This window comes from Photobacterium sp. TLY01, assembly GCF_021432065.1.
Lineage (GTDB): Bacteria > Pseudomonadota > Gammaproteobacteria > Enterobacterales > Vibrionaceae > Photobacterium > Photobacterium halotolerans_A.
In genome coordinates, this window is the sequence record NZ_CP090364.1 from 3,192,616 (window position 1) to 3,218,595 (window position 25,980).

The 25,980-nt window shown below is 54.7% G+C and carries 25 protein-coding genes; 7 read left to right on the top strand and 18 right to left on the bottom strand.

Translation table 11 applies throughout. The features are described 5' to 3' along the window. Window positions 1-236: 236 nt before the first annotated feature. Entirely contained in the window at window positions 237-1,652 is a 1,416-nt protein-coding gene (gene sthA, locus LN341_RS14830) for a Si-specific NAD(P)(+) transhydrogenase (protein WP_046221883.1), read from the top strand. Between the two features lie 104 nt (window positions 1,653-1,756). Here sthA and LN341_RS14835 read toward each other — a convergent pair whose 3' ends face one another. Continuing rightward, window positions 1,757-2,608 carry a bifunctional allantoicase/(S)-ureidoglycine aminohydrolase gene (locus LN341_RS14835; RefSeq protein ID WP_046221882.1) on the bottom strand — a complete coding sequence of 284 codons (852 nt, stop codon included), beginning with the start codon at window positions 2,606-2,608 and terminating at the stop codon, window positions 1,757-1,759. A 168-nt stretch (window positions 2,609-2,776) separates the two neighbouring features. Here LN341_RS14835 and LN341_RS14840 point away from each other — a divergent pair, with 168 nt between their 5' ends. Next, on the top strand, window positions 2,777-3,652 hold the full coding sequence (locus LN341_RS14840; RefSeq protein ID WP_046221881.1) for a LysR substrate-binding domain-containing protein: 876 nt from the start codon (window positions 2,777-2,779) through the stop codon (window positions 3,650-3,652). A 72-nt stretch (window positions 3,653-3,724) separates the two neighbouring features. On the opposite strand, the gene cysQ is transcribed toward LN341_RS14840, so the two are convergent. The 14 genes from cysQ to gspC all read right to left on the bottom strand — a co-directional run bounded on the left by cysQ (window position 3,725) and on the right by gspC (window position 16,506). Further along, window positions 3,725-4,558 carry a 3'(2'),5'-bisphosphate nucleotidase CysQ gene (gene cysQ, locus LN341_RS14845; protein ID WP_046221880.1) on the bottom strand — a complete coding sequence of 278 codons (834 nt, stop codon included), beginning with the start codon at window positions 4,556-4,558 and terminating at the stop codon, window positions 3,725-3,727. Between the two features lie 12 nt (window positions 4,559-4,570). Next, a complete protein-coding gene (nudE, locus tag LN341_RS14850) occupies window positions 4,571-5,119 on the bottom strand; it encodes an ADP compounds hydrolase NudE (RefSeq protein WP_046221879.1) in 549 nt (182 codons plus the stop codon). A 132-nt stretch (window positions 5,120-5,251) separates the two neighbouring features. Then, a complete protein-coding gene (locus tag LN341_RS14855) occupies window positions 5,252-6,010 on the bottom strand; it encodes a type II secretion system protein N (protein ID WP_370643662.1) in 759 nt (252 codons plus the stop codon). A gap of 2 nt (window positions 6,011-6,012) precedes the next feature. Continuing rightward, window positions 6,013-6,489: a type II secretion system protein M gene (locus LN341_RS14860; RefSeq protein ID WP_234203702.1), complete on the bottom strand. Its 477-nt coding sequence runs from the start codon at window positions 6,487-6,489 to the stop codon at window positions 6,013-6,015. Then, window positions 6,486-7,784: a type II secretion system protein GspL gene (gene gspL, locus LN341_RS14865; RefSeq protein WP_234203703.1), complete on the bottom strand. Its 1,299-nt coding sequence runs from the start codon at window positions 7,782-7,784 to the stop codon at window positions 6,486-6,488. The genes LN341_RS14860 and gspL overlap by 4 nt, the downstream gene beginning before the upstream one ends. Then, entirely contained in the window at window positions 7,753-8,772 is a 1,020-nt protein-coding gene (gspK, locus tag LN341_RS14870) for a type II secretion system minor pseudopilin GspK (protein WP_234203704.1), read from the bottom strand. The genes gspL and gspK overlap by 32 nt, the downstream gene beginning before the upstream one ends. Then, window positions 8,769-9,434: a type II secretion system minor pseudopilin GspJ gene (gene gspJ / locus LN341_RS14875; protein WP_046221875.1), complete on the bottom strand. Its 666-nt coding sequence runs from the start codon at window positions 9,432-9,434 to the stop codon at window positions 8,769-8,771. Before gspJ ends, gspK begins: the two co-directional genes overlap by 4 nt. Continuing rightward, entirely contained in the window at window positions 9,424-9,801 is a 378-nt protein-coding gene (gene gspI / locus LN341_RS14880) for a type II secretion system minor pseudopilin GspI (RefSeq protein ID WP_234203705.1), read from the bottom strand. Before gspI ends, gspJ begins: the two co-directional genes overlap by 11 nt. Continuing rightward, entirely contained in the window at window positions 9,798-10,373 is a 576-nt protein-coding gene (gene gspH, locus LN341_RS14885; protein WP_234203706.1) for a type II secretion system minor pseudopilin GspH, read from the bottom strand. The genes gspI and gspH overlap by 4 nt, the downstream gene beginning before the upstream one ends. Before the next feature lie 8 nt (window positions 10,374-10,381). Next, window positions 10,382-10,819, bottom strand: a complete 438-nt coding sequence (gene gspG, locus LN341_RS14890; protein ID WP_027251528.1) for a type II secretion system major pseudopilin GspG — start codon at window positions 10,817-10,819, stop codon at window positions 10,382-10,384. A gap of 23 nt (window positions 10,820-10,842) precedes the next feature. Next, the gene (gene gspF, locus LN341_RS14895) at window positions 10,843-12,063 is read right to left on the bottom strand and encodes a type II secretion system inner membrane protein GspF (RefSeq protein ID WP_046221872.1); all 1,221 of its coding nucleotides are present in this window, start codon (window positions 12,061-12,063) and stop codon (window positions 10,843-10,845) included. Then, window positions 12,063-13,559: a type II secretion system ATPase GspE gene (gene gspE, locus LN341_RS14900; RefSeq protein ID WP_234203707.1), complete on the bottom strand. Its 1,497-nt coding sequence runs from the start codon at window positions 13,557-13,559 to the stop codon at window positions 12,063-12,065. The genes gspF and gspE overlap by 1 nt, the downstream gene beginning before the upstream one ends. Further along, window positions 13,559-15,577, bottom strand: coding sequence for a type II secretion system secretin GspD (gene gspD, locus LN341_RS14905; RefSeq protein WP_046221870.1), 2,019 nt, complete (start codon window positions 15,575-15,577; stop codon window positions 13,559-13,561). The genes gspE and gspD overlap by 1 nt, the downstream gene beginning before the upstream one ends. Window positions 15,578-15,615: 38 nt before the next feature. Then, complete coding sequence (gspC, locus tag LN341_RS14910; RefSeq protein ID WP_234203708.1) at window positions 15,616-16,506, bottom strand: type II secretion system protein GspC; 891 nt, start codon at window positions 16,504-16,506, stop codon at window positions 15,616-15,618. Window positions 16,507-17,098: 592 nt separating this feature from the next. Between gspC and hslR the strand changes: the two genes are divergently transcribed. From hslR to LN341_RS14930, 4 genes are all read left to right on the top strand, one after another. After that, complete coding sequence (gene hslR / locus LN341_RS14915; protein WP_046221868.1) at window positions 17,099-17,503, top strand: ribosome-associated heat shock protein Hsp15; 405 nt, start codon at window positions 17,099-17,101, stop codon at window positions 17,501-17,503. 26 nt (window positions 17,504-17,529) lie between these two features. Further along, the gene (hslO, locus tag LN341_RS14920) at window positions 17,530-18,408 is read left to right on the top strand and encodes an Hsp33 family molecular chaperone HslO (protein ID WP_046221894.1); all 879 of its coding nucleotides are present in this window, start codon (window positions 17,530-17,532) and stop codon (window positions 18,406-18,408) included. A 309-nt stretch (window positions 18,409-18,717) separates the two neighbouring features. Next, a complete protein-coding gene (gene pckA, locus LN341_RS14925; RefSeq protein WP_046221867.1) occupies window positions 18,718-20,352 on the top strand; it encodes a phosphoenolpyruvate carboxykinase (ATP) in 1,635 nt (544 codons plus the stop codon). A gap of 167 nt (window positions 20,353-20,519) precedes the next feature. Next, window positions 20,520-22,622, top strand: coding sequence for an AsmA family protein (locus LN341_RS14930; RefSeq protein ID WP_234203709.1), 2,103 nt, complete (start codon window positions 20,520-20,522; stop codon window positions 22,620-22,622). On the opposite strand, the gene LN341_RS14935 is transcribed toward LN341_RS14930, so the two are convergent. The 3 genes from LN341_RS14935 to LN341_RS14945 form a co-directional block, all read right to left on the bottom strand. Then, window positions 22,577-23,497: a bifunctional GNAT family N-acetyltransferase/hotdog fold thioesterase gene (locus LN341_RS14935; protein ID WP_234203710.1), complete on the bottom strand. Its 921-nt coding sequence runs from the start codon at window positions 23,495-23,497 to the stop codon at window positions 22,577-22,579. The genes LN341_RS14930 and LN341_RS14935 overlap by 46 nt on opposite strands. 122 nt (window positions 23,498-23,619) lie before the next feature. Then, window positions 23,620-24,057: a D-aminoacyl-tRNA deacylase gene (dtd, locus tag LN341_RS14940; protein ID WP_234203711.1), complete on the bottom strand. Its 438-nt coding sequence runs from the start codon at window positions 24,055-24,057 to the stop codon at window positions 23,620-23,622. Beyond that, window positions 24,054-25,046: a virulence factor BrkB family protein gene (locus LN341_RS14945; RefSeq protein WP_082095843.1), complete on the bottom strand. Its 993-nt coding sequence runs from the start codon at window positions 25,044-25,046 to the stop codon at window positions 24,054-24,056. Before LN341_RS14945 ends, dtd begins: the two co-directional genes overlap by 4 nt. A 199-nt stretch (window positions 25,047-25,245) precedes the next feature. On the opposite strand from LN341_RS14945, the gene LN341_RS14950 reads away from it, so the two are divergent. Continuing rightward, a complete protein-coding gene (locus LN341_RS14950) occupies window positions 25,246-25,887 on the top strand; it encodes a DUF2959 domain-containing protein (RefSeq protein WP_234203712.1) in 642 nt (213 codons plus the stop codon). Window positions 25,888-25,980 lie beyond the last annotated feature (93 nt).

The following is a 25,980-nucleotide window of genomic DNA, read 5'->3' on the forward strand; positions in this document are numbered from 1 at the left end:
CAGCGTCAATCCACACTTTGCCGCTGGGAATACTAACGGCCCTGTACGATGGAAGCAAAATCACAAACGTCATTTTCCCTGTCGGCTCACAAACTGCTGCCTGCCAGCGAGAAAAATGGGGGTTTCTTCTGCCACAACGTGATCCTACGCGCTCTATCGGGGAGTCGCGATTTTCCCTGCGATTGGAAAACGTTACACTCCGCACCACAGAAACAATCGGATAAATAAGGCGGCCCATGAGCACTCAACACCCCACGACTCCTTCTCACTATGATGTGATTATTATCGGCAGCGGACCCGGAGGCGAAGGGGCCGCCATGGGACTGACCAAAGCGGGTTTCAGCGTCGCTATCATTGAACGCGAAAGCCGTGTCGGCGGCGGCTGTACCCATTGGGGCACAATTCCCTCGAAAGCGCTGCGCCATGCGGTCAGCCGGATTATCGAATTCAATAAAAACCCGCTCTACAGCAAGAACACCACCACACTGCACAGCACCTTCAGCCAAATTCTGGGTCACGCGCAAACCGTGGTCAGCAAGCAAACGAGAATGCGTCAGGGTTTTTATGATCGCAACAGTTGCCCCATCATTGCCGGCGAAGCCAGTTTTGTCGACCAACACACCATACGTGTGCGTAACCACGACGGCAGCCATGACACTTATACCGCCGATAAATTTGTGATTGCCACCGGTTCCCGGCCTTATCAGCCCAAAGATGTCGACTTCACCCACCAGCGCATCTACGACAGTGACTCCGTGCTGCGCCTGCAGCACGACCCGCGCCACATCATTATTTATGGGGCCGGGGTGATCGGCAGTGAGTATGCCTCGATCTTCCGTGGTCTGGGGGTCAAAGTTGACCTGATCAACACCCGTCAGCGCCTGCTGGAATTTCTTGATAACGAAATTTCCGATTCGCTGTCTTACCACCTGTGGAACAACGGTGTGATGATCCGCAGTGGTGAAGCCTACAGCAAAATTGAAGGCACTGAAGATGGTGTGATCCTGCATCTGGAATCGGGCAAGAAAATGAAAGCCGACTGCCTGCTGTACGCCAATGGCCGGACAGGGAACACAGATCGCCTCAACCTGGAGGTGGTCGGACTGACACCGGACTCACGCGGCCAGCTCTCCGTCGACCAGAACTACTGCACCGAGATTGATAACATTTATGCAGTGGGGGATGTGATTGGCTATCCTAGCCTGGCAAGTGCCGCCTATGATCAGGGACGTTTCGTTGCCCAGGCCATTGCAACCGGTCAGGCTCAGGGGCAATTGATCGATCATATCCCAACCGGCATCTACACCATTCCTGAAATCAGCTCTGTGGGGAAAACCGAGCAGCAGCTAACAGCAGAGAAAGTGCCGTATGAGGTGGGACGGGCCCAATTCAAACACCTGGCACGGGCACAAATAGCCGGTACCGATGTTGGCAGCCTGAAGATACTGTTCCACCGCGAAACCAAAGAAATTTTAGGCATCCACTGCTTTGGTGAACGGGCCTCAGAGATCATTCACATCGGTCAGGCGATCATGGAGCAGAAAAACGGCGGTAACAGCATCGATTACTTCGTCAATACCACCTTTAACTACCCGACCATGGCTGAAGCCTACCGGGTGGCAGCACTGAACGGGCTGAACCGTCTGTTTTGAAAGCACCACTCCACAGCCGATACTGTGGAGCGGTACACACCCTAAAGAAAACGGCGCTCTCGGCGCCGTTTTTGCGATAGGGGCTTTTGCGATAAGGACCTTGCTTAGCGGCGGTTCCCGCGATAAGCCGGTGATGGGTTGAGGACCATATGACGGTTGATGTCCTTAAACAGCAGGTAGCGGAAGCGACCCGGACCACCGGCATAACATGCCTGCGGGCAGAAGGCGCGCAGCCACATATAGTCGCCGGCTTCCACTTCCACCCAGTCCTGGTTTAAGTGGTAAACCGCTTTCCCTTCCAGAACATACAGTCCGTGCTCCATCACATGCGTTTCATCAAACGGAATGATCCCGCCGGGTTGGAAAGTCACGATGTTCACTTGCATGTCATGACGCATATCTGCCGAATCAACAAAGCGGGTTGTCGCCCAGGCATCATTGGTGTCAGGCATCGGCGTTGGCTCGATGTCATTCTCGTTGGTCACAAAGGCGTCGGGCACCTCAATGCCTTCAACAAATTCATAGGCCTTGCGAATCCAGTGGAAACGCACCGGCGCATCGCCATTGTTCTTCAGGCTCCACTTGGCTGATGGTGGCAGATAAGCGTAACCGCCCGTTTCCATCTGATATTGCTCGCCTTCCAGCGTCAGGGTCATTTCACCTTCAACCACAAACAGCACGCCTTCTGCACCTGCATCCAGTTCGGGTTTGTCGCTGCCGCCTTGTGGGGAGACTTCCATGATGTAGTGGGAAAATGTTTCAGAAAAACCGCTCATGGGCCGGGCAATCACCCACAGCCGGGTATTGTCCCAGAACGGCAGAAAGCTGGTCACGATATCACTCATCACCCCTTTAGGGATGATGGCATAGGCTTCGGTAAACACCGCACGGTCAGAGAGAATCTGGGTTTGCGGTGGCAGACCACCTGTGGGGGCATAATAAGTATTCTTGGCCATTACATATGTCCTTTCATGTATCGCAGTCTGACTGCGCCAATGGATAAGCAGCGTCTTGACCAGGCTGCTGTTTCAATTCTGAATTGTGTTGATTGTAGATCAGGGCAATTTGATTTATAAATTAAATAACTCAATGCCAAGTAGTGGAATTTCCACTGACAGGAGATTATGAATCAGAACAAGACCTTAGACCCGGTGCTGCTGCGCAGCTTTGTCGCCGTGGTCGACTCCGGCAGCTTTACCCGGGCCGCCGACAGCACTCACCTCACTCAGTCGACGGTCAGCCAGCAGGTCCGCAAACTGGAATCCCAGCTCGGCTGCGAACTGTTGCACCGCAAAGGCCGCTACGTCACGGCTACGCTGGAAGGTGAGCGGGTACTCAATTATGCCCGCCGCATTCTGCAGTTAATGAGTGAAGCGGTGGTGCAGACCAGTGTCAGTGCCGAACAGCAAAAAATTCGACTTGGGGTGCCGGAGGACTTTGCAACCCACGCCATCATGCCCACGCTGCATGCGTTCTCAACCGAGTTTCCGGGCATCCGGCTGGAAGTCAAAAGTGGTTTATGTAGCGATATCTGGCGGAAATTTCAGAGTAACGAGCTGGATCTGGCACTGGTCAAACAACGTCAGGGCAGTCTGCCGGGTTTAGCCAGCTGGCCGGAACCCCTGTGCTGGATTGATAGCTTACACAGCAATAACCTCGACAGGCAGCCAGTGCCTCTGGTGTCTTTTCCGATTGGCGGCCTGTACCGCAATGAAATGGCCCACACATTTGACAGTCTGGGCAGAAGCTGGCGGTTGGCCTACGTGAGCACCAGTCTGTCGGGAGTGTGCTGCGCCGTCGAGGCCGGTCTGGGGATTTCACTGCTGCCCAGAAGGCTGGTGACTGAGCAGCACAGAATTCTGGATGAAAATGACGGGCTGCCACCGGTGCAGGATATGGAAGTCACCCTGCATACCCAGGAGAAGGTGTCTGCACTGAGCAAAATCCTGGCAGAGCGACTCATCAACACCTGCGATCGCATCTTTGAACATGACGTCTGATACCGGATTGCGACGTGCGGCCAGATCCAGTTACGGCCTCTGACAGTCAGAGGCCAGACGCAAGACAACGCCTTAACTGGCTTCCATCATCCGGTTATCCGGGGTCAGGATCTCTGCCCAGGGCAGGCTTTCATCACCCAGCGTAATAAAGTTCGGATTCTCCAGGGTATGACGCTCATTGTAAGACAGGGGAGTCAGGTGGGTATTGAGAATGCGTCCGCCAGCCTCTTCCACAATGCACTGTGTCGCCGCTGTGTCCCATTCACCGGTCGGGCCCAAACGCAGGTAACAATCGACCGCCCCTTCCGCCACCAGACAGGATTTCAGAGCCGCTGAGCCCAGCGGCACCAAGTCGTAATTCAGTGCCGGATCCAGCCGGTTGGTGATCGCCCGGATATCCTGGCGACGACTAATCGCCACTGCTATCGATCGTGTCGGTCCTTCGTGCTTGTGGGTCGAGATGGCGACCGTTTCACCCTCAGGGGTAATTTTCCAGGCGCCCTGCTGGCGGCAGGCATAGTAAACAACGCCTGACACAGGCGCATAGACCACGCCCATCACAGGGTGATTGTTCTCCACCAGGGCGATGATTGTGGCAAAGTCGCCACTGCCGGCGATGAATTCTTGCGTCCCGTCGAGCGGATCGACTAACCAGTAACGATCCCACTGCTGGCGCTCTTCCAGCGGAATGGCAGCATCTTCTTCAGACAACACAGGAATATCCGGTGTCAGCTCGGTTAATCTTTCCAGCACCAGTTTATGCGCGGCAAGATCCGCACTGGTCACGGGCGTATTGTCAGTCTTGATCTGTTTTTCAAACTGACCGCGCTGATAAATATCAAGGATCACCTGCCCAGATTCCCGGGCAATCTCTATCACGGATGGAATTAGCGTCGACAGCTCCATCTCACACTCCTGCTAAGATAAGTACTTCAAGGCCAGGAACAAAGCAGTGATGCTTCTGGCTTCAGCAAAATCAAGATGGGTCAGTAATTCTTCGGCCTGCGACAATGGCCAGCGCACGATATCCAGCGGTTCAGGTTCATCGCCGATCAATTTTTCGGGAAATAAATCCTGCGCGAGAAACAGCGTCATCCTGCTGGAAAAATAAGACGGCGCCAGCACGACCTCTTTCAGTGGCACTAACTCTCTGGCACCAAAACCAATTTCTTCTTTCATTTCCCGGTTTGCTGCCTGGTCGGCTGTTTCACCGTGGTCGATCAACCCTTTGGGAAAGCCGAGTTCGTAACGATCCGTACCCGCTGAGTACTCACGTACCAGCAACAGATCCCCCTCGGCCGTGACAGGCACCACCATCACGGCATGCCGACCGCTGGGTTTCATACGTTCATAGGTCCGGGTCTCCCCGTTACTGAAACGGAGATCAAGAGATTCAATCTTAAACAGGCGAGATTGTGCCACTACTTCTGTGGCCAGAATTGTCGGTTTTTTATTTTCTGCCGCCATCATGTGTTCCTGTCACTTGGTCTGTCTGTTATTAAATGGCATGGCGGCCATGAAATAAAGGAAAAATGCCCATTCAGTGCGATTTGATTTTCCTCATGGCGCCAAACCACGGCTGATAGTGCAGTCACTGATTTAGAGCCGGCCTGAATAACGAATCGGATAACGGCCATTCGCATCCGGATTGCCCAGCCATTTCAGCTGTTCCTGTAACCCGGATGGCAGCTCAGCCCCCGGCTTAAACCAGCCATTCAGGTTATAGCGCCGATCTGTCGTTAAGCCCGCTTGCCATTCGCTGCTGACCTGAGCTGAGGCCTGATTCGCTGTCGCTGCCAGCTGCCCGTCATTACAGCTCAGTTCCGCGAGGACCTGACCGGGATCCACATCACCCAGCGGGGTACCTATACTGGCTCCGCTCCACACCAGTCCGCCGTCCAACGACTGGCAGTATGGCATCGCAAACCGGTAGTCACGAACCGTCAGTTCCAGGTTACCGCCCAGATTCAGGGGCACCGGCAGACGCGCATACTGAATTGCCTGCTGAGCAGGCAGAGAAAGCAGCAAGTTCTGCGCATACAGGCCGCTGAGATCCGCGCCCACCAAACCTCGCCCTCTCAGCCCCAGATCACTGCCCTGACCGAGCCGCACCGAAAATTCTGCATTGGCGGTCAGCAACTTCCACGGACTGAGCTCCCAATACACCTGGCCCAGATTCCACTGCTGCCAGCGCACCTGGCTCGCTCTCCCCTGCCAGGGGGTGCCGCTGATACCGGTCACCGACAGGCCGGGCACCGTGGGGACCTGTTGCCACACCCAGCTCGCTGGCAAATGCACCAGCAAGCTGACCATCAGGGCCAGCGCAAAACTCAACCCTAAGAATATTTTGTACCTCACGCTTAGCCTCGTCCCAGCTGTAAACGGTTCACTTCGACCAGCCCCGCCTGATTCGTTTTCGATACATCCAGAAACTGTGCTTCAATACCGTGTTCCTCACGCAAAAAAGCCAGCCAGTTCACTAACGTATTAAACGGCAAAGGCTGTACCCACACCTGAACGGCGTCTTCACGGGGCTGCATTCGGATCAGTTCAATCCGAAAGCGGCGCGTGGTTTCATTGACGACCTGATTCAGCCCCTGCGGGCTGACACTGCCGGTGGCACCGGTTTTCGCCCGCAAAGTGGTAATATCGTCAGCCTTCTCGCTGACCCAGCTCAATAGCTGACGCTCAGTCTGCAGGTTTTGTTCGGCCGATGCCGCTCTCTGTGCCATCGGCTGCCAGATCCCCCAGTACAGCACCGCAATCACCAAGGCGATGGCGCCACCGATGACCAGACGTTGCTCTCGCGCGCTTAATGTTTTAAACCACTGATTCACGAACGTCTCCTCAGCACCAGTGCACCACTGACCTGTTGGCCATCACGGTTCAGCTGGCCCTGTTCCACTTCAAACCCTTCTACCAGCAAGACCCTGAGCTGTTCAAAATGCTGGAATTCCCCGGCCACCGCCTGGAGTCTCAGTTCATGCCGGTTGTGATCGTATTTCAGATTCTGTACTGAGATTTGCGGTACTTTCGTTAATGCCGGACGCAGCTCAATCAGCCAGGGCAAGATCCCCTGTCCCGATTCCGCACCGCCCAGACGGGACAGTTCCTGATTCATCTGGCGTTTCAGGTAACTGCTGGTGGGTATATTGTTAAATTGCGGCAGTACCTGACGAAAGATACGCTCACTCTCAGTTTTATAGGCCAGCGCCTGATTTTCCATGCCCTGCACACGCACCACATATTCAGCCACCAGCACGCCCAGTACCAGCACGGCGGCAATGCCCACTTTTCGCCAGGGCTTGAGCGCCTTGTGCCAGGTCGGCTGCAGTTTATAGGGGCCGGACAGTAAATTGACTTTGGTGGCATCAGCCCCTTTTGCCAACAAAGCCATGACCAGCTCAGGCGCTTCAGCCTGCCAGTGTCCCGGCATCCCGGATGGCGCTGGGGTAAAATGACGAATTCGGTGCTGGCTGACCGAGTCTTCCGCGTCATCCGTCAAGGTCTCAGCAGCCGTTTGCGCATCGGCGCTTTGCGCTTCAGGGGATTCCTCTTCCATCACCTGACTGATTAATGGCACCTGCTGTGCCAGCATCCAGCTCGCCAGCCATTCAGCGTCAGCGCAAATGCCCTGGGTTGCCGACTGGCGCAATAGCCATTGACCATCAATTTCGGCGGCACTGTAGCTATTGTCAAAGGCCGGTAAACACAAGCAGTCTGGAATGATTTTTCGGACGGCCAGCCCGGCTTCGTCACATAACGACAACCAGTGCTGCATCCGCTGATGTCCGACAACAGCAACATCCGCCTTATCGGCTTCCCGCTTCAGCAAATGAATATGCAGGTCATCAACATCCTGAGCCAGCTCTTCTTCCAGCAGATACGGCAGTACCTGTGCCAGTTGACGCCCGGACCCGGATGGAATCGATACCTGGCTCAACAACACATCGCTGCCTGGTACCAGCAGATACACAGGCCTGTTTTCCCCGTATGCCGCCAGATCGCTCAGCTGACCACTGTCAGCCAGCTCACCCGAGGCAATCACTTCCTGTTGCTGTGGCGACCAGACCAGCCAGTGTACCGGCCCGTCAGGACGGCTACTCAGCCTTATCGTCAGAAACTCGCTCACTCATTCCTCCATAACGGCGACGTACCACAGTCACCTTGTTCTCCCCGTCTCGTTTGAGCAGGGCTAATATTCGCAATCGCGCACGATCCACTGTCACTTCAGCATCGAGCTCAAAAAAATCACTTTTTACGGCCAGGTAAGATTTCGCCTGCTTGCGCGCCGCTTCAGTCAACCGATTTATGGCCCCTTCTGCCAAAAAGGCATCCACATCCTGCCAGCCGTCATAAGGGCGGTTCTCAATCAGCTGACGGGCATCTTCCAGACTCAGTTCCGGGCTAAACACGCCGACCAGCAACGCGGCCTGTGCAGGCTGGATCGTATTAACATTGATCAGCAGATCGGTCGACGGCAACGCACAGAGCAATGGACGAGCCTGCTGGTACATGGTGGCACTCACGCCATTCACCGCACGAAATTCGGTCACATCGGCCATCAGGTTTCTCGGCGGCAGGTAGGCCGGCGAAAAACCTTCATAACTGCTGTCGCCTGCACCGTAGGCACTGTACACCGCTTCGTCGGGATCGACGTATTCCCACACCGAATCCGCCGCCACTTCCGCTTCATAGCTTTCCGCGCCCGCTTCTTCTAACAGAGCCTGCAGAAAACGGACCCGGAACGGCTTCTGACTGCGATCCTGCTCAGGGGCCTGGCCCGACAAGGCATTCAGGTTATAGCACGCCTGCAGATCGTAGATATTTCCCTGCACTTCGCCATTATCCAGCGGATAGCTCTGGCCTTCGGTTGCCCAGACCTGGCTTAAGTTCACCGTGTCACTGTCCGCCAGGCTCTGCTCTATCGCCACTTTGGCCAGTTGCTCCATCCCCTGGCTGTACCAATAGGCCTGTTGGTTAAACACCTGATTCTCAACCCGGTAGAAATTCAGCTGCAGCCGATCTGTCATCTGAACCGCCAGCAAGGTCATCATGGCTAACAGCAGCAGGGCGACAATCAGGGCAACCCCTTTCTGTCTGGCGCGGGACTGTCTCATGAGGTGGTGTCCTCATCCTGCTTTTCTGTGTTGGGTAACACCGCTTCCGGCAGCATATACACACGCTCTATCTTGCCCAGATCTTCCAGTGTCAGGGTAACCGCAATGCCCTTGGGCAATCGCGTGTTATCTGACCAGGCTTCCTGCCAGCCTTGCGCACCGTAGTAGCTGAATGACAAAGCAGTCACCCCCTCCAACACCTGACGTACCAGAGGCTCAGTCCCCACCACAGTGTCGGGATAGCGAAACCACACCCGTTCCAGTTTTTCATCAATAATGCGGTAGCCCACCCGCAGGATTTCACTACGTGGAAACATTTGCTGCGGGTTCTGCCAGCCATCTCGGGTGAAAATAATGCCGTCGCTGGCAGAGTCGAGCAGGTATTCGCCACTCTGCAACAACGGGCCACTCTCGTTATTGCCCTGCTGCCTGACCTGACGCCCGATAATCTGACGGAAATCGTTGTCCAGCATCAGGATGGCCCGCTGAATTTCCTGTAACCGCTGGTTATGCTCCCGCGACTGTTCATCGCTTCGCTGCACCCCATTCATGACCTGGTAGGCCGACAGGCTGAACATCGCAAACACGGCAATCGCCACCAGCACTTCAAGCAGTGTAAATCCCGCATGTCGTGATAATGGCTGACGTTGTTCAGTTCTCAATGTAAGTCCTTAAGGTCGCGACCCTGTCTTTCAATGCTTCATCGGTCGCAACAACGATATCCAGCGCCCTGAGGTAGCCATCGGCTGTGGCAGTACTTTTGATTGACCAATACCACTCCCGCCCGGCGAGCTCAGATTTGCCTTTTTTCTCAGCAGTCAGCCGCTCACCGGCAATGCGGATACGGGCCAGCTCATTATCCGCCACCATAGTGGCAAAGGTTTTCTGCTCCAGATAGCCCATGGCGTTGATGTGCTGACCAACAGCTCTCATCACCCCCAGCGCGGCTGTCGCGAAAATGGCCATGGCCACCAGCACTTCCAGTAACGTGAAGCCCGTTTGAGAAGGTAGTTTCCGCCGTGATCTCATTGGCCGGAATCCTCACGCGTTTCTCCCGGTTCCAGCAGGTGAAGCTGGCCGACTTCATCAGCCTCAACGGTCCAGACATCACCTTCGCCACTGGCATCGAACGACACCGAAAAAGGCGTATACTCGCCACTGGACATGACGATAATCTGCGGAGGTTTGGCTTTGTTATCTTCTTCGCTGGCAAACAGATCCTCGTCAAACAGCGAACCGGGTTCGAACAATCGATCCTCGTCCTGCCAGGCGTTACTGCCCACTTTGACTTCCATGCCGAGCGTATCGGGCAGCGTCACCTCGCTGAAGTACCGTGAATCCTTGAGGGGCTGCCAGCCTTTCGGGTCCAGCTCAAAAAACTGGTAGCCCTGCCGGTTAATCCGGACACCGTAATCACGGCCATTGAGCATGGCATCTTCACCCAGCAGCTGCACCAGATAATAAAATCGCTGAGATTCTTCTTTCAGCACCTCATTTTTAGGCGCTGGCAGCGTCATCACAACAGCAACAGCGCTGGTGGCTAACAGCACCAGCACCAGCATCAGTTCAATCAGCGTAAATCCGGCTTCGGCACGTTTCATCGGCTGAATTAACGGTAATCCAGCATATTCCAGTTCCCGATATCGGTATTGACCTCTTCACCGCCTTCCTGGCCGTCAGCACCCAGGCTGAAGACATCCACCGGGCCATGCTCGCCAGGCATCACGTAGTTATAGTCATTACCCCAAGGGTCTTTCGGCAGACGCTTGATATAACCACCATTACGATAATTACGGGGCTCAGGACTTGACGAAGGCGCAGTCACCAGTGCATCCAGGCCTTGATCTGTGGTTGGATAAACACTGTTATCTAGCTTATACATATCCAATGCCTGCTCCAGCGCACCAATATCGGTCACGACTTTCTGCTGATCGGCTTTTTCTTTATTACCCAGCAAGTTCGGGACGACCAGACTGGCCAGTACGCCCAGAATCACGATAACCACCATGACTTCCAGTAGGGTAAAACCGCGTTGTTGACGTTGCATTGAAACACCTCCAAAAGGGAAAACTACATGCCCACCATGTTATTCAGGGCAATGATTGGCATCAGGGTCGCGATGACAATAAACATCACCACCCCCGCCATAACTACAATCAACAGGGGTTCAAACACCCCCAGTGCCATATTGACCAGAGATTCGAAATCTCTGTCCTGATTATCGGCCGCCCGGGTCAGCATCTGCTCCAGCTCGCCACTGCGCTCACCACTGGCGATCATATGGAGCATCATGGGTGGAAAGAGCTTCGTCTGTTCCAGTGAGACGCGAAGACTGGCGCCTTCCCTGACCTTATCGGCCGCCTCCAGAATTTCCTGATTCACCCAGGTATTGGTCATGACCTGAGAGGCGACCTTCATACCATCCAGCAAAGGGATGGCACTGGAGGTACAAATTGACAGCGTGCGGGCAAAGCGGGATGTGTTCAGGCCACGCGCCACTTTGCCAATCACGGGAACCCCCATCATCCGCCTGTCCCAGCGCAGCCGCAAATCCGGACGGCGCAACGCCATCCGGATCCCCGTAATCAACAGTAAGATGGCCAGCACGACGGCCAGTCCCCAGTGCTGGACAAAATTACTGGCGGCCAGCAATACCTGGGTGATCTGCGGCAATTCCTGCCCCATGTGGACAAATTGATCGACAATTTTCGGCACCACAGTGGCCAGCAAAAAGGCCACCACAGACACGGCGACCAGCGTCAGCATGGTCGGGTAAATCAGCGCCTGCTGCAGCTTACTGCGCATTTTCTGGCGGTTTTCGGTGTAGTCGGCCAGACGGTTGAGCACAGTATCCAGATGGCCGGATTTTTCCCCGGCCGAGACCATGGCCCGAAACAGCTGATCAAAGATATGCGGAAATTCTGCCATGCTGTCTGCCAGCGTATAGCCTTCGACCACTCTTGAGCGCACCGCCAGCATCATGTTTTTCAGGCGGACTTTTTCACTCTGCTCTGCCACCGCGCGCAGGCATTCTTCTAACGGCATACCCGCCTGCACCAAGGTGGCCAGCTGACGGGTCAGCAGGGACAACTCGTTGGTGCTGATCCCGCGGCGAAACGCAATCCGCCCGCCGGCCTTGCGCTTTTCACGCTCATGGCTCTGGCTGACTTCAACCGGGATCAATCCCTGCTCACGCAGTTGCTGGCGGATCTGGCGGGCGGTGTCGGCCTCCATGACGCCTTTTTTCTGACGTCCTTTGGTATCCAGCGCCTTATATTCAAATGCTGCCATCAGCCCTCCCTGGTCACTCGCATCACTTCTTCAAGCGTGGTGATCCCCTGGCGGACTTTGGCCAGACCATCATCGCGGATACTCGGGGTGTGCTGACGGATCACTTTCTCTATCGCCTGCTCACCGGCATCAGCATGGATCAACTCCTGTACCTGTTCGTCCACCAGCAGCAGTTCGTGAATCCCGGTCCGGCCACGATAGCCTTTGTGATTACAATGCTCACAACCCACCGCATGGTAGAGGGTCAATGACTCATATTCAGGCACATCAAACAGCTTTTTCTGTTCACTGTCGGCCTGATAGGGATCGCGGCAATGCAGGCACAGCGTCCGAACCAGACGTTGCGCCAGTACCCCCAGCAAAGAAGAAGACACCAGGAAAGGCTCGATGCCCATATCACGCAAACGCGTCACCGCACCAATCGCAGTGTTAGTATGCAGGGTCGACATCACCATATGACCAGTCAGAGAGGCCTGCACCGCAATGGAGGCGGTTTCCAGATCGCGGATCTCACCGACCATCACCACATCCGGGTCCTGACGCAGAATCGCCCGCAGCCCCCGGGCAAAGGTCATGTCGACTTTGGTATTCACCTGTGTCTGACCGATCCCATCGATATCAAATTCAATCGGATCTTCAACCGTCAGGATATTGCGCTCATGGCTGTTCAGCTCCTGCAGGCCGGCATATAAGGTGGTCGATTTACCCGAACCGGTCGGACCGGTCACCAGTATGATGCCGTGCGGACGAGCAATCAGATACTGGAAGCTTTCATGAATACGGGGCGTCATACCCAGGCTGTGTAAATCCAGCCGGGTTGCATTTTTATCCAGCAGACGCAAGACGACACGCTCGCCGTGCGAGGACGGCATGGTCGACACCCGCACGTCCACCGCCCGGCCGCCGATACGCAGAGAAATCCGGCCATCCTGAGGCACACGTTTCTCGGCAATATCCAGCCGGGCCATGACTTTAATCCGCGAGACCAGCAGCGGCGCCAGCTTACGGCTCGGCGTCAGCACCTCACGCAGCACGCCATCGACGCGAAAGCGAATCGATAAAGTCTTCTCGAAGGTTTCGATATGGATATCCGAAGCCCCTTCCTTGATCGCTTCGGCCAGCATGGCGTTGATCAGCTTGATGATGGGCGCGTCATCTTCCGATTCCAGCAGATCTTCGGTTTGCGGTAATTCTTCGGCTAGCGAGAAAAAGTCATCGCTGTCAGAACCCAGATCTTCCATCAGCTGACGCGCTTCCGACGAATCACGCTGATAGGCATCCGTCAGTCTTTGTTCAAAGGCATGAGGCTCCAGCGCTTCCACGCGGAAACTGCGGCCGGACACCCGGCGCACTTCCGCCAGCACCACAGCTTTTAACGGACCTTCATGGTAGAGCACCCTGCCGTGTTCACCCGTCTCAAGCACCACTTTATGGCGCTTGGCGAAAGAAAACGGCAAACGGAACTGCACCAGATCCGCCGGGCGCAGCGTGTCCATCACTTCTCCTCCAGACGGGAGACAAATGCCCGTACTTCAGGGGGCAGAGAAATATCTTCGCCATATCTCGGCAATACCGGGGTTTTAGTCTCCGGCATCAAACGCAGGCCTTCATCAGCCTTATACAGCTGCTCTGCCCGGATATAGTTGTACTTACGCTGGGTAATCCCATCGGCCGTGACGCCATCCCGAATAATGGTCGGCTTGATAAAGACCATCAGATTGGTTCTGCCCTTGCTGGTATTGTTGGATTTAAAAAGGTGGCCCAGGATAGGAATATCGCCAAGAATCGGGATCTTGGATTCATTTTCGTTAGTCTCATCCTGGATCAGACCACCCAGAGCAATCATCTGGCCGTCCTGGATCAGCACTGAGGTCGTAAGCTGTCGCTTGGAGAAACGCACGTCAACCGCGCCATTGGCGCCCAGTACGTTCGACACTTCCTGTTCAATCTTGAGCTGGACAGAATCCCCTTCGTTAATTTGCGGGGTCACTTTGAGCTTGATACCCACTTCTTTACGTTCCACGGTCTGGAAGGGGTTGTCGTTATTGGAACTTGCCGTTGAGCCGGTGACGACCGGCACTTCCTCACCGACAATAAAGGAGGCTTCGCCATTGTCCATCACGGTAATGCTGGGCGAAGACAGGATATTCGATTCACGGTCTGTGGCCACCGCATTGACCAGCATGGTCCAGTCACCCATGATCAAGCCCAGTACCGCGCCATTGGCACCAGAGAGTACCTGGCCCAGTGTCGAGAAATCGCCGCTTTCGGTGACTTCCACATCAACCAGGTTGTTATTGTTGTCAAAACGCTGCTCGGTCCGGGTGGTATCTTTTGCTTCTTCCAGACCAATCAGATACTGTCCGACCGGTACATTGGAGTTATTAAACTGCACGATCCCGTTTTCTTTCGAACCGTACTGGATACCAAAGTTAATACCGGCCCCTTCAGACAGTTCCACGATCATGGCTTCAATCAGCACCTGAGCGCGGCGGATATCCAACTGGGCAATAATGTTTTCCAGCGCGCGCATGATATCCGGCGGCGCCGTCAGGATCAGGGCATTGGTGTCGGCATGCGCGGCTATCATCACATCGTTGCTCTTTGCGACAGCCGCGGCCTGACCATTGCCCTGCTTTTCGGCCTGCAGGTTATCGGATACCCCTTTGAGGACATCAACCAGCTCTTCGGCATTGGCATATTTGAGATAAACAACACGGTTATTACCTGAACTGGCCATTTCTTTATCCAACTGGCGGATCAGGCGTTTCAGGCGTTCACGCACTTTCGGATCGCCGGACAGCAGCACAGAGTTGGTGCGCTCATCCGCGACTAATTTCGGCTGCAGAAATTCAGGCGTCGACTTGGCATCGGCTGACTTATTCAGGGCATCGACAATCCGCACCATCTCAGCGGCAGAAGCATTGTTGAGCTCGACCACGTCGATTTCTTTATCACCGGCGCGGTCAACCCGCTCAATGATATCCGCCAGGCGGTTCACCACAGCAGCACGACCGGTAATCATGATGATGTTGGCCGGATCATAGTGCACCACGTTCCCCGCGCCTGCGTTATCATTCAGCTGACGTAATAAAGGAGACAGCTCTCTGACGGAAACATTGCGGACCGCCACCACCCGGGTCACCACTTCATCCCCCTGGGCCTGGCTTTTACTGTCCACGACAGGGATCGAGGAAATTTTCGCGTCTTTGTCACGAATCACTTTCAGGACGCCGTTTTCCATCTCGACAACCGCAAACCCGTAGACTTCCAGCACATTGAGGAAAAACTGGTAGTACTGCTCGTCGTTCAGCAGATCATAGCTGCGCACATTGACCTGTCCTCTGACCGAGGGATCAACAATAATTGTCTTTTGCAGATTGCGTCCAACTATGTTGATAAACTCTTGAATATCAGTTCCTTTGAAACTGGCACTGAACTCACTTGCCATCAGAGACGTCGACAACAAGCTGGCCGCCAGCCACAGGGTGCCCTTACCCATCCATTTTTTCACAAAAAACTCCTGCGTACAGACGCAATGTATTCATGCTGCTATTGCAGCTCTATCAATATGTCATGTAACTGCCCATCCCGCTCGACGGTTAATGTCAGCTCAGTGGCAGAGGACAGCTCAGTCCACAACCGTGCCATCACGGCCGGGTCTTTCAAATCATTGCCGTTCAGACTCACAGCCAGATCTTCCGGCTGCAGCCCCACGGCATCAAAAAGCACACGGTTTTTACCCGGATTCACCCGGTAACCTATCAGCTCATCATCCTGCTTTACCTGGGATAAACGAATGTATGAAAAGAGGTTTTGCGGTTTCTCCATGATCTCTTGTTTGATCTGTGCCAGATCGTCACCGGCACCCTCAGCCTCGGCAGGCTCGGGTTGCACGGTCGGCTCAGGTGCCTGTCGGGCAACCGGCGCAGTCGAAGGCGTTGAACTCTGAGTTCCGTTCTGGCCAAACTTCAGCCCATCCAGCATCAGGGTCTCATCACGTCCGTTATTACGGATAATCACCCGATCGACAAACACGCCCTGCAATGTCGCGCGTGTGCCGTCAATGGCTTCATTCAAACCATAGGTGTTCTGCTTCCCCCGGTTGGTGATCACCGCCAGACTGGTTTGCGGATTATTACTCGCGACCACCCCAACCAGGGTCAGATTCAGTTTGGTCTCAGGCGCGTCCTGTTTCACTGGCTGCTGGGGAATGACCTTCGGGGCATCCGCCTGATAGCGGCCAAACAACTCCAAAGTCAGCAGTTCTGACACTTGCAGCCCCTGCTGATTCGCCCCGCCAGATTGAATACTGGGTGCCTGCCAGGCCGGTGGCGCTTCCACCGGCTGCAATGCCGACCACACAAGACGCCCCAGCATCCAGGCCAGAACAACCACCAGACACCAAGTCACGATTCGGGTCAGAGACTGCATTGAGGGCATACGTTTTCCCGTCACTGCCTGACGCCAGTGCATTGTTACCCTAGCTACATCCATTTGCTGTTTTCTGCCTCATGACGCTTTGTAATCAATAATATGACAAGAAAAGTCCGGATTGAGTTCCAGTTATTTCAAGCGGATTTTCGCTTACTGTAATCCCGACGCTCATCCTGTTGCATGACAGGTTAATATAGCAAACCCACTCACTGAAAAAATACTACTCATTTAGCCGTGTGTTATTTCGTGTGAGGAAATTCCCATTCATTGTTGAATTTGCGATCCGGCATCACCATTTAATAGCTACTGTGTACCTGTTGTGCTGACTTTTTGTGCAATAAAACAAGGCCTGAGACTCACATTGCATTCCGGCAAAACCACTTGCGCTGAATACAGGGTGTCAAACCAAGCCCAAATCCAGGGTATTTTCCCTGACTTTTCTGGGTGTTACTCAGTCTGTGCAACAGCTTATCTCCGGCTTGCTCCGATAAGCAAAATGCCAGAACCAAAACAGTCCGGCAGGTAAACACCCCATGCAGCTGACGCAGCATGCCCATTGTGATATTTTTAGCGCCCGTTTGGGTAAGGAGCCTATTTTATGAGTCGGCAACCCTCCGAATCCGAGACAACAGAAGTGCGTTTGGACAAATGGTTGTGGGCTGCCCGCTTTTACAAAACCCGCTCGATCGCCCGCAACATGATCGACGGCGGAAAAGTGCACTACAACGGCCAGCGCTCCAAACCCAGTAAACTTGTCGAGCTGGGAGCCGAAATCAAACTTCGGCAAGGGAATGAGGAAAAAACAGTCACTGTCCTCAAAGTCTCTGGTACCCGTCGTGGCGCACCAGAGGCCCAGACCCTTTATCAGGAAACTGCCGCCAGCCTGACTCAACGCGAGCAACAGGCGCAGCTGCGTAAACTCAATTCGCACAATCCGCACCCGGACAAGCGCCCGGATAAAAAGCAGCGACGCGATATACTTAAGTTTAAAAGCAATCACTGACAGTGAGTGCCGGAGAAAACCAAATCATGACCAGCGATAATCTTTACCGTTACCTGTTTGACGATGTGTCTGTTCGTGGTGAACTCGTACAGCTCACCGATACCTATCAGCACATTATTGCCAGCAAGGACTACCCTGCGCCTTTGCAAACACTCCTGGGCGAATTGCTGGTTGCAACCAGCCTGCTGACAGCTACGCTGAAATTCGAAGGCTCGATCACGGTACAGTTGCAAGGTGACGGTCCTGTGAAACTGGCTGTCATTAATGGCGATCACAACCAACAGATGCGCGGTGTCGCACGTTGGGATGGTGATCTGGCTGCAGAGGGCAACATTCACGATCTGATGGGCAAAGGCCATATGATCATTACCATCACGCCAAATCAGGGTGAACGCTATCAGGGTGTAGTCGGCCTGGAAGGCGACACGTTAGCTGCATGTCTGGAGAGCTACTTTGCCAATTCGGAGCAATTAGCGACCCGGATCTGGCTGCGCACCGGTGAGGCCGACGGCCAGGCGAAAGCCGCAGGCATGCTGCTGCAGATCCTGCCAGATGGTAAAGGCGATGCCAGTGATTTTGAGCACCTGGAGCAGCTGACAGAGACAGTGAAGAATGAAGAACTGTTCAGCCTGCCTGCTCAGGACGTCCTGTACCGACTGTACCATCAGGAAAAAGTGAAACTCTTCGATCCGCAACCAGTGATTTTCCACTGCGGCTGCTCCCGCGAGCGCAGCGCCGGTGCGATTAAACTGCTGGATCGTCATGAAGTCGAACGTATTTTACATGAAGAAGGCAAAGTCTCTCTGCATTGTGACTACTGTGGTACCAGCTACGATTTCGACAGTTTTGATATCACCAGCCTGTTCGAAAGCGGCTCTGAAGCCGACGATTCGCAGCTTCATTAATTTTCAGCCATTATTAAGACTGAAAGTAAATTACATAAGCCAGCTACATGCTGGCTTTTTTTTTAACTTCCCCACACTTTTATGCTGTTTTCTGAAACGCAGGCACAGCTTATTCGCGCTTAATTGGCAAGGAATATTAATCACTTACACTGGCATAAACCTTTCCAGACAGGGTAAAATTAGGCTAGGTACAGATAAAAACACTAGAAAGTAACCCTATTTTGTAAGTGGTTACTAAAAAAGTTACCTCCCTGTACGCAGGGTAAAAAAAGACAGCCTAACTACCTCTTACCCCCCAAGGAGTCGCGAATGACAGTCATGCACGCCGAAGATGAAAAGGTCCACCAACAGCTGAATTTGTCTCAGTATGGTATCCATCACGTAAAAGAAGTTCTTCGTAATCCTTCCTACGAAGTGCTTTTTGAAGAAGAAACCAGACCTGGTCTGGAAGGTTATGAAAAAGGCGTAGTGACGGAGCTGGGCGCTGTCTCTGTGGACACAGGCATCTTTACCGGTCGTTCTCCGAAAGATAAGTACATCGTCAAAGACGACACCACACGCGATACCCTGTGGTGGTCAGATCAGGGCAGCAATGACAACAAGCCGCTCAGCCCTGAAGTCTGGAGCGATCTGAAAGCGCTGGTCGCCAATCAGCTCTCCGGCAAACGCCTGTTCGTGGTCGACGGTTACTGCGGTGCGAACCCGGATACCCGCTTGTGTATCCGCGTCATCACGGAAGTGGCCTGGCAGGCACACTTTGTGAAGAACATGTTCATCCGCCCGAGTGACGAAGAGCTGGCCACGTTTGAACCCGACTTTGTGGTGATGAATGGTGCGAAGTGCACCAACGACCAGTGGCAGCAGCATGGCATGCACTCAGAAAACTTCACCGTGTTCAACCTGACTGAACGCATGCAGTTGATCGGCGGTACCTGGTACGGCGGCGAGATGAAGAAAGGCATGTTCTCCATGATGAACTACTTCCTGCCGCTGCAGGACATCGCCTCGATGCACTGCTCGGCGAATCAGGGTGAAAACGGTGATGTCGCTGTGTTCTTTGGCCTGTCCGGCACTGGTAAAACCACGCTGTCGACCGATCCAAAACGCAAACTGATTGGCGACGACGAGCACGGCTGGGACGACAACGGTGTCTTCAACTTCGAAGGTGGCTGTTATGCCAAAACCATCAAGCTGTCGAAAGAAGCCGAACCGGATATCTACAATGCAATCCGTCGTGACGCCCTGCTGGAAAACGTGACCGTTCGTCCTGACGGCACCATCGATTTTGACGATGGCTCTAAAACCGAAAACACCCGGGTATCCTACCCGCTGTACCACATTGATAACATTGTGAAGCCGGTCTCCCGCGGTGGCCATGCCAACAAGGTGATTTTCCTGTCAGCCGACGCCTTCGGTGTCCTGCCGCCTGTCTCCAAACTGACGCCTGAGCAGACCAAGTACCACTTTTTGTCCGGCTTTACCGCGAAGCTGGCCGGCACTGAGCGTGGCATCACAGAGCCAACACCGACCTTCTCGGCCTGTTTTGGCAATGCTTTCCTGAGTCTGCACCCGACCAAATATGCGGAAGTGCTGGTCAAACGCATGGAAGCGGCAGGCGCTGAGGCCTATCTGGTCAACACAGGCTGGAACGGCACAGGCAAGCGTATCTCTATCCAGGATACCCGTGCCATTATTGATGCTATTCTCGACGGTTCGATTGAAAACGCTGAGACCAAGCAAGTGCCGATTTTCAATCTGACAGTACCGACGGCATTGCCGGGTGTAAATCCTGCGATTTTGGATCCGCGCGATACTTATGACAGCGAAGCGGCATGGGAAGCGAAAGCCAACGATCTGGCCAAACTCTTCATCAACAACTTCGAGAAGTACACAGACAACGAACAAGGCGCGGCGCTGGTCGCTGCTGGTCCACAACTGGACTAATCGACACCCTGAAAGATCAAAGCCCTGCGCTGCAGGGCTTTTTTGTCTCTGAAGCAAGCGCACACCCGCACGACTTCTTTCATGAAACGCTAAATCAGCAACAAAATTCAGCCGCATTCCTTGCCAAGTAACCGTATTTCCTTCACTCTTTTTACACCGGCCTGACCATGCCTTTTTCTCAAGACTTTCATCACCGCCCGATTGCCCGGCAGCGGCCTAAACATGGTTGGGCGGCTGATATGGAGTTCGGCATGCGTTTCTTCGCTAAAATACTGGCTACCCTGATGATTTTGCTGCTGATGGCGACGACTATCATTGTCATCCTGCTGCATACCCGCCACAGCGCCGCGCTGGTGAACACACTCTTAAAAGGCGCCGGCTATGAAGGGATTGTGGTGGCCGGCGTGCAATATTCACTGCACAGCGATCCGCTGCATGTACGGCTGATCCAGCCTGACTGGCAGCGAGCAGATGCCCCTGCACTGAGGGCGGAGCAGATTGATCTCTGGCTGTCCCCGGCGACTTTCTACCAGCGGGGCTGGCATTTTAACAGCCTGCTGATCCAAGGCGTCAATCTCGAGCAGTTACCGACGATTGAACTGGAAAGCGGCCAGCTCAGTGCACGCCGTCTGGCTGTGACCAAACTGACCCTGTCTGTCCCCGGGTTGCAGCTGGCCAACGCCCGCCTCGAACTCGATAACTGGCAAAACAGCCCCCAAAGCTGGGGAGACTTCAGCGGAGACTTTCGCCTGTCGGCCGAGCAGATCATCTGGCACAATCAGACACTGCAGCAGGTACTCCTGGACGGAGAACACAAGGCCCAGGCCTGGACTCTGTACGGCTTATCATTGAACTGGCAAGGTGCCAGATTCCACGGCCAGGCGGAATATCAGACCGAACAGCAGACTTTGGTCATCCACCAGCTCACCGCCAATGGCCTGAAGATCGACAAAGATTTCCCGATCCAACCTTTATCAGAGCTGAGCGCACAGGCCCGCGAGTCCGGGCTGAGCGTCGATTTACGCCGCCTGGATATCCTCGACAGCAGCCTGGAGCATGAAGAATACAGCGCGAATCATGCCAATCTGGCGCTTGAAAATTGGCACTGGCCCGGCACGCTGTGGCAACAACAGGATGCCCGTTTGTCGCTGGGAGCCGATACGCTACGCTGGCATGACCTGCTGCTGGACTCCCCCCTGACTGAGCTGCACTTCAGCCCTGAGCAGATCAGCCTGAACGGCTTTTCGGCCCGGATGCTTGAAGGCTACCTCCGCGCTGAGGCCACCCTGACGCCTGAAGCCATGTTGCTGCATCAGCTGGAACTCAAAGGGATTCGCTGGGTGATGCCAGAAGCCATCCAGGCCTGGCTGATGCACGACAGCGCCCCGCAAACACCGTTGCAGGCTCACGTCGATCAGTGGTGGCGCCAGCTGGCTACCCTGACCGTGGATCAGCTCTCTGTCGGCTACAGTCAGCTGACCGGCACCTATGCGCCGCTGCCTTTTCAGATCAGTGATATCAATCTGGACGGCACCGGGCTGGTCCTGCTGCGACAGGGACAACCCGGGCTGTGGCAAGGTGAACTCAATGCCGGTGCCGGTTTCACCCATATCCGTCAAATCACCCTGCACGATCCGCTGCTGACCATGAGCAGCCAGGCCGGGCACTGGCAAATCACGCGGCTCAACCTGCCGATTGAAGAAGGTCTGTTAGAAGGCAGCGCCGATATCCGGCTCAGCGAAGCGGGCTGGCCCTGGGCACTGTCTCTGACCGGCGACAGCCTGCCGTCGCAGATGCTGAGTCACTGGCTGGGACTGCCGCTCCCGCTGCAGGGAAAAATGGATATCAGCGCCCAGGCAAGTGGCCTGGGGCAATTTCACCGCGGCCTGGCTTACAGTTTGGATGGCCAACTTAATGCAGCCTTCCGCCAGCAGTCCCTGACCCAAAGCGAAGCCTCACTGCTGCAGGGGTGGCAGAATGAGACAACACTGGCCGTGACGCCACTCAGCACAGGTCAGCCCCCAGCCAAGTTGCCAGTCACGCTGAGTCCGCTCAAGCTGCAGGCAGATCGGGGACGCATCACCATGCAACCGCTGACCCTGCAGGGCCAGCAGCTAAAGGCGGAACTGAAGGGAGAGTGGGATCTGGCGACCCCATCCGGACGTGACATCGAGCTCAAGGCAAGCGATGGCTGCCAGCAGCTCACCAAACGCTGGCACAAGCATCAGCAGGACACGGCCTTACTGCCCTGCGAGCGAAACAGCATATAGGTTCCGGTGAAGGTCGCCGCATGGGATTCATCGCTGAACACCTGCACTTCCACCACCATGCGCCCTTTACGGCCATTGGCGATCCGATCCAGATCGCCGGTAAGGGTTTCCACGCCAGCAACAGCACGAGGACGTGATTTGACCGGGGCAGAATAACGAATATGACTGTCAACCAGCATGATATCGGCCTCTAGCTGGCGCTCTTTCAGCAGCATCCAGAGAAATCCCCAGCCGGCCAGCGTCGCCATGGTAAAAATACTGCCGGCAAACATGGTCGCCCTCGGGTTGAGATTCGCATTCAGTACCGCGCTGACTTCAAACCGATACCCGGTGTACTGACTGATTTTGACGCCCATTTTTTCACTGATCGGAATATGGGACTGCCAGACATCCTGCAGTTCCTGACACCAGTCCGGATGTCGCACCACTTCTGTTAACGGATCCAGGTATTTCAGCATCTGCTGATGACGAACCGGGCCGCGTTCCTCGCTCAGTTCACCCTGATTGGCAAAGCCGTTGATCTGATAAAAGCGAATCGCTTCTTCGCGGGCATTACAGACCAGCCGCTTGGCCCCTTCCTGTCGGGCCAGTGATTCCAGCGCCATCAGCAGCAGACCGCCCATCCCTTTATTGCGGTAATTGGGATCAACCGCCATATACCGGATTTGGCCGTCATTTTCCGGCGTCATATACAAGCGACCAATCGCCACTGGCTGACCGTCATCATCCACGATCATCCGATGGCTGCTCAGGGCGTCATAGGCATCGCGCTCAGACCCCACCGGCATATGCCAGGGCTGGCGCAACATCCGCCAGCGAAAGTCAAAATAGCGGGCCAGTTCCGCCTCTGTTTGCGGGGTGATCAATCGAAACATCGCGTCCTTCTCCAGTCATTCAATTCCATTTGGGCGCTCGTACGCTCCACCTGTGGGTGCTTTGCTGCGCAAACGGCCACGGTTTTCAGCAAACGATCTTGGTCACAGCTCTAGGATGAAGGCTAGCACTGCAGCCAGAAAGTGACAGGACCATCATTAAGAAGCGCCACTTTCATATCAGCGGCAAAGATACCCGTTTCGGTGCGGACCGTGCTTTCCTGGCAAGCCGCCACAAAATAGTCGTACAAGCGCTCGGCGTCCGCCGGACTTGCCCCGGTTGAAAAGCTCGGGCGCATCCCGCTGTTGGTATCGGCAGCCAGCGTGAACTGCGAAACCACCAGCACACTGCCCCCCGCCTGCTGCACATTGAGATTCATTTTACCGGCATCATCTTCAAACACCCGGTAGCCCAGCACTTTATCGCGCAACCGGCGGGCTTTGGCTTCATCGTCACCTTTTTCGACCCCGAGTAAAACCAGTAACCCTTTGCCAATGGCGCCGGTCACTTTGCCATCAACGGTAACACTGGCTTCACTCACGCGTTGTATCAGCGCAATCATTTTGTATCCTTGTACGTCTTCGCGGTTTTTTGTTGTTCTGCTGTGTGATCAGTCCGGGCCGCCTTTACCTTTTGATGATCGCCGTCCACGGAAGCCAAAGGCTGTTTTTCATCCTCACTTGAGCCGTGCGGTGTTTCCCCCCGCTGGCGCCAATGCTGTTCTTCACACAAGCTGGCGGTGATTTCTGCGCCCAGCAACACAATACACCAACACAGGTACACCCACACAAACAAAATCGGCACCACAGCCAGTGCGCCGTAGATCAGCTGGTAAGACGGAAAATTGGTAATATAGAGTGCAAAAGCTTTCTTGCTCAGCTCAAACAAGGCACTGGCAATCAGAGCACCAATCAGTGCATTACGCAACCGGACTTTGGTGTTAGGTACCAGCATGTACAGGCCCAGAAAGGCCAGGGTCGACATCAGCACAGGCAGGCCGCGCAACAGCTGCTGTACAAAACCGTTCACGGTTTCGCTGCCCAGAACATTCAGTGACGCCAGGTAAGAGCTGATCGCCAGGCTGGAGCCGACCAGAATCGGCCCCAGTGTCAGCACCATCCAGTAAATTGAAAACGAGATCACCACGCGGCGGTGCTGACGCACCCGGAAAATGTAATTCAGTGATTTATCGATGGTGGAGATCAGCAAGATGGCAACCACAAACAAGGCCCCGATCCCCACAGCCGTCATTTTGCCGGCATTTGCAACAAACTGATTGAGATAGCTCTGCACCACATCCCCGGCTGTCGGCACAAAATTTTCAAACACAAAAGCCTGCAGCTGCTCGCCCAGCGAGGCAAACACAGGGAAACTCGACAGCGCTGACAGCACTACAGTGATCATCGGCACCAGCGACAGCAGTGTCACATAGGCCATAGAGCCGGCCGTCACCGTCAGACGGTCATGATCAATGCGGCGGTACAAATACTGCGCAAATTGCCAGAGTTCTGTGACCGTCTGGCGCAAACCCGGCCCGGACGTTATTTTCATATCAGCCATATTGAATTAATCTTTGTTGTTTATCGTTTAACGACCAAACGACCCGACTCGCGACAGAGTTCACTTCAGCCCTTTCAAAGATGCCGCATTCTGGTTCTGAACAGCCGTGTCATGGATATTGGGGTATATCAACAACATAGTGCGTCCGGATGGGAATAACAACCAGCCCGAGCGCCAGCCAGGAGCTTTTATGCCATATGCTTTTGCCCTGATCCTGAGCCTGACACTGCTGTCGGGTTGCCAGAGCGCCTACTATTCTGCCATGGAATCCGTCGGTGTTCATAAACGCGATATTATGGTCGACCGTGTCGAAGACGCCACTGAGGCGCAAAAAGACGCCCAGGAACAGTTTACCTCAGCGCTGGCCGCTTTACAGTCACTCACCCGCTTTGAGGGGGGCACGCTGGAAGAGACCTATCACCGGGTGAACGCGCAGTATGAAGCCAGTGCCGATGCCGCCGAAAAGGTCAGCGACCGCATCGCGGCGATTGAAAATGTCTCAGAGGCCCTGTTCGATGAATGGCAGGAAGAACTGAGCCTGTATTCCAGCGCGGCCCTGCGCCGCGACAGCGAAGCCAAACTCAAAGCCACCCGCGCCTCTTACAGCAAGATGATTGCTGCCATGCACAGAGCAGAAGGCAAAATGGCACCTGTGCTGGATACGCTGCGGGATAACAGCCTGTACCTGAAACACAACCTCAATGCGGCAGCGATTGGCTCGCTGCAGGGCGAGTTCCGCTCGCTTGAACGCGATATCCAGCGTGCGATCAGCGATATGCGCGCCGCGATCAGTGAGTCTGAGCGCTTTGTGGCCCAGCTAAGCCGCAGCTAATCTGGTTTCGGCCTGAATAAAAAAATCCCCCGCCGGCTGAACCGGAACGGGGGATTTTTAACTGTGCACCCAAAGAGTGCACAAGTTCAGTTG

Bases quoted from the DNA above. Each gene is read 5' to 3' on its own strand.
- gspF (WP_046221872.1), bottom strand. From the start codon at position 12,063: ATGGCAGCATTTGAATATAAGGCGCTGGATACCAAAGGACGTCAGAAA.
- gspH (WP_234203706.1), bottom strand. From the start codon at position 10,373: ATGAAACGTGCCGAAGCCGGATTTACGCTGATTGAACTGATGCTGGTG.
- dtd (WP_234203711.1), bottom strand. From the start codon at position 24,057: ATGATTGCGCTGATACAACGCGTGAGTGAAGCCAGTGTTACCGTTGAT.
- LN341_RS14930 (WP_234203709.1), top strand. From the start codon at position 20,520: ATGCCTTTTTCTCAAGACTTTCATCACCGCCCGATTGCCCGGCAGCGG.
- hslR (WP_046221868.1), top strand. From the start codon at position 17,099: ATGAGTCGGCAACCCTCCGAATCCGAGACAACAGAAGTGCGTTTGGAC.
- LN341_RS14950 (WP_234203712.1), top strand. From the start codon at position 25,246: ATGCCATATGCTTTTGCCCTGATCCTGAGCCTGACACTGCTGTCGGGT.
- gspE (WP_234203707.1), bottom strand. From the start codon at position 13,559: ATGGACACGCTGCGCCCGGCGGATCTGGTGCAGTTCCGTTTGCCGTTT.
- cysQ (WP_046221880.1), bottom strand. From the start codon at position 4,558: ATGGAGCTGTCGACGCTAATTCCATCCGTGATAGAGATTGCCCGGGAA.
- LN341_RS14835 (WP_046221882.1), bottom strand. From the start codon at position 2,608: ATGGCCAAGAATACTTATTATGCCCCCACAGGTGGTCTGCCACCGCAA.
- LN341_RS14945 (WP_082095843.1), bottom strand. From the start codon at position 25,046: ATGAAAATAACGTCCGGGCCGGGTTTGCGCCAGACGGTCACAGAACTC.
- hslO (WP_046221894.1), top strand. From the start codon at position 17,530: ATGACCAGCGATAATCTTTACCGTTACCTGTTTGACGATGTGTCTGTT.
- gspC (WP_234203708.1), bottom strand. From the start codon at position 16,506: ATGCCCTCAATGCAGTCTCTGACCCGAATCGTGACTTGGTGTCTGGTG.
- pckA (WP_046221867.1), top strand. From the start codon at position 18,718: ATGACAGTCATGCACGCCGAAGATGAAAAGGTCCACCAACAGCTGAAT.
- LN341_RS14935 (WP_234203710.1), bottom strand. From the start codon at position 23,497: ATGTTTCGATTGATCACCCCGCAAACAGAGGCGGAACTGGCCCGCTAT.
- nudE (WP_046221879.1), bottom strand. From the start codon at position 5,119: ATGGCGGCAGAAAATAAAAAACCGACAATTCTGGCCACAGAAGTAGTG.
- gspI (WP_234203705.1), bottom strand. From the start codon at position 9,801: ATGAGATCACGGCGGAAACTACCTTCTCAAACGGGCTTCACGTTACTG.
- gspG (WP_027251528.1), bottom strand. From the start codon at position 10,819: ATGCAACGTCAACAACGCGGTTTTACCCTACTGGAAGTCATGGTGGTT.
- sthA (WP_046221883.1), top strand. From the start codon at position 237: ATGAGCACTCAACACCCCACGACTCCTTCTCACTATGATGTGATTATT.
- gspK (WP_234203704.1), bottom strand. From the start codon at position 8,772: ATGAGACAGTCCCGCGCCAGACAGAAAGGGGTTGCCCTGATTGTCGCC.
- LN341_RS14840 (WP_046221881.1), top strand. From the start codon at position 2,777: ATGAATCAGAACAAGACCTTAGACCCGGTGCTGCTGCGCAGCTTTGTC.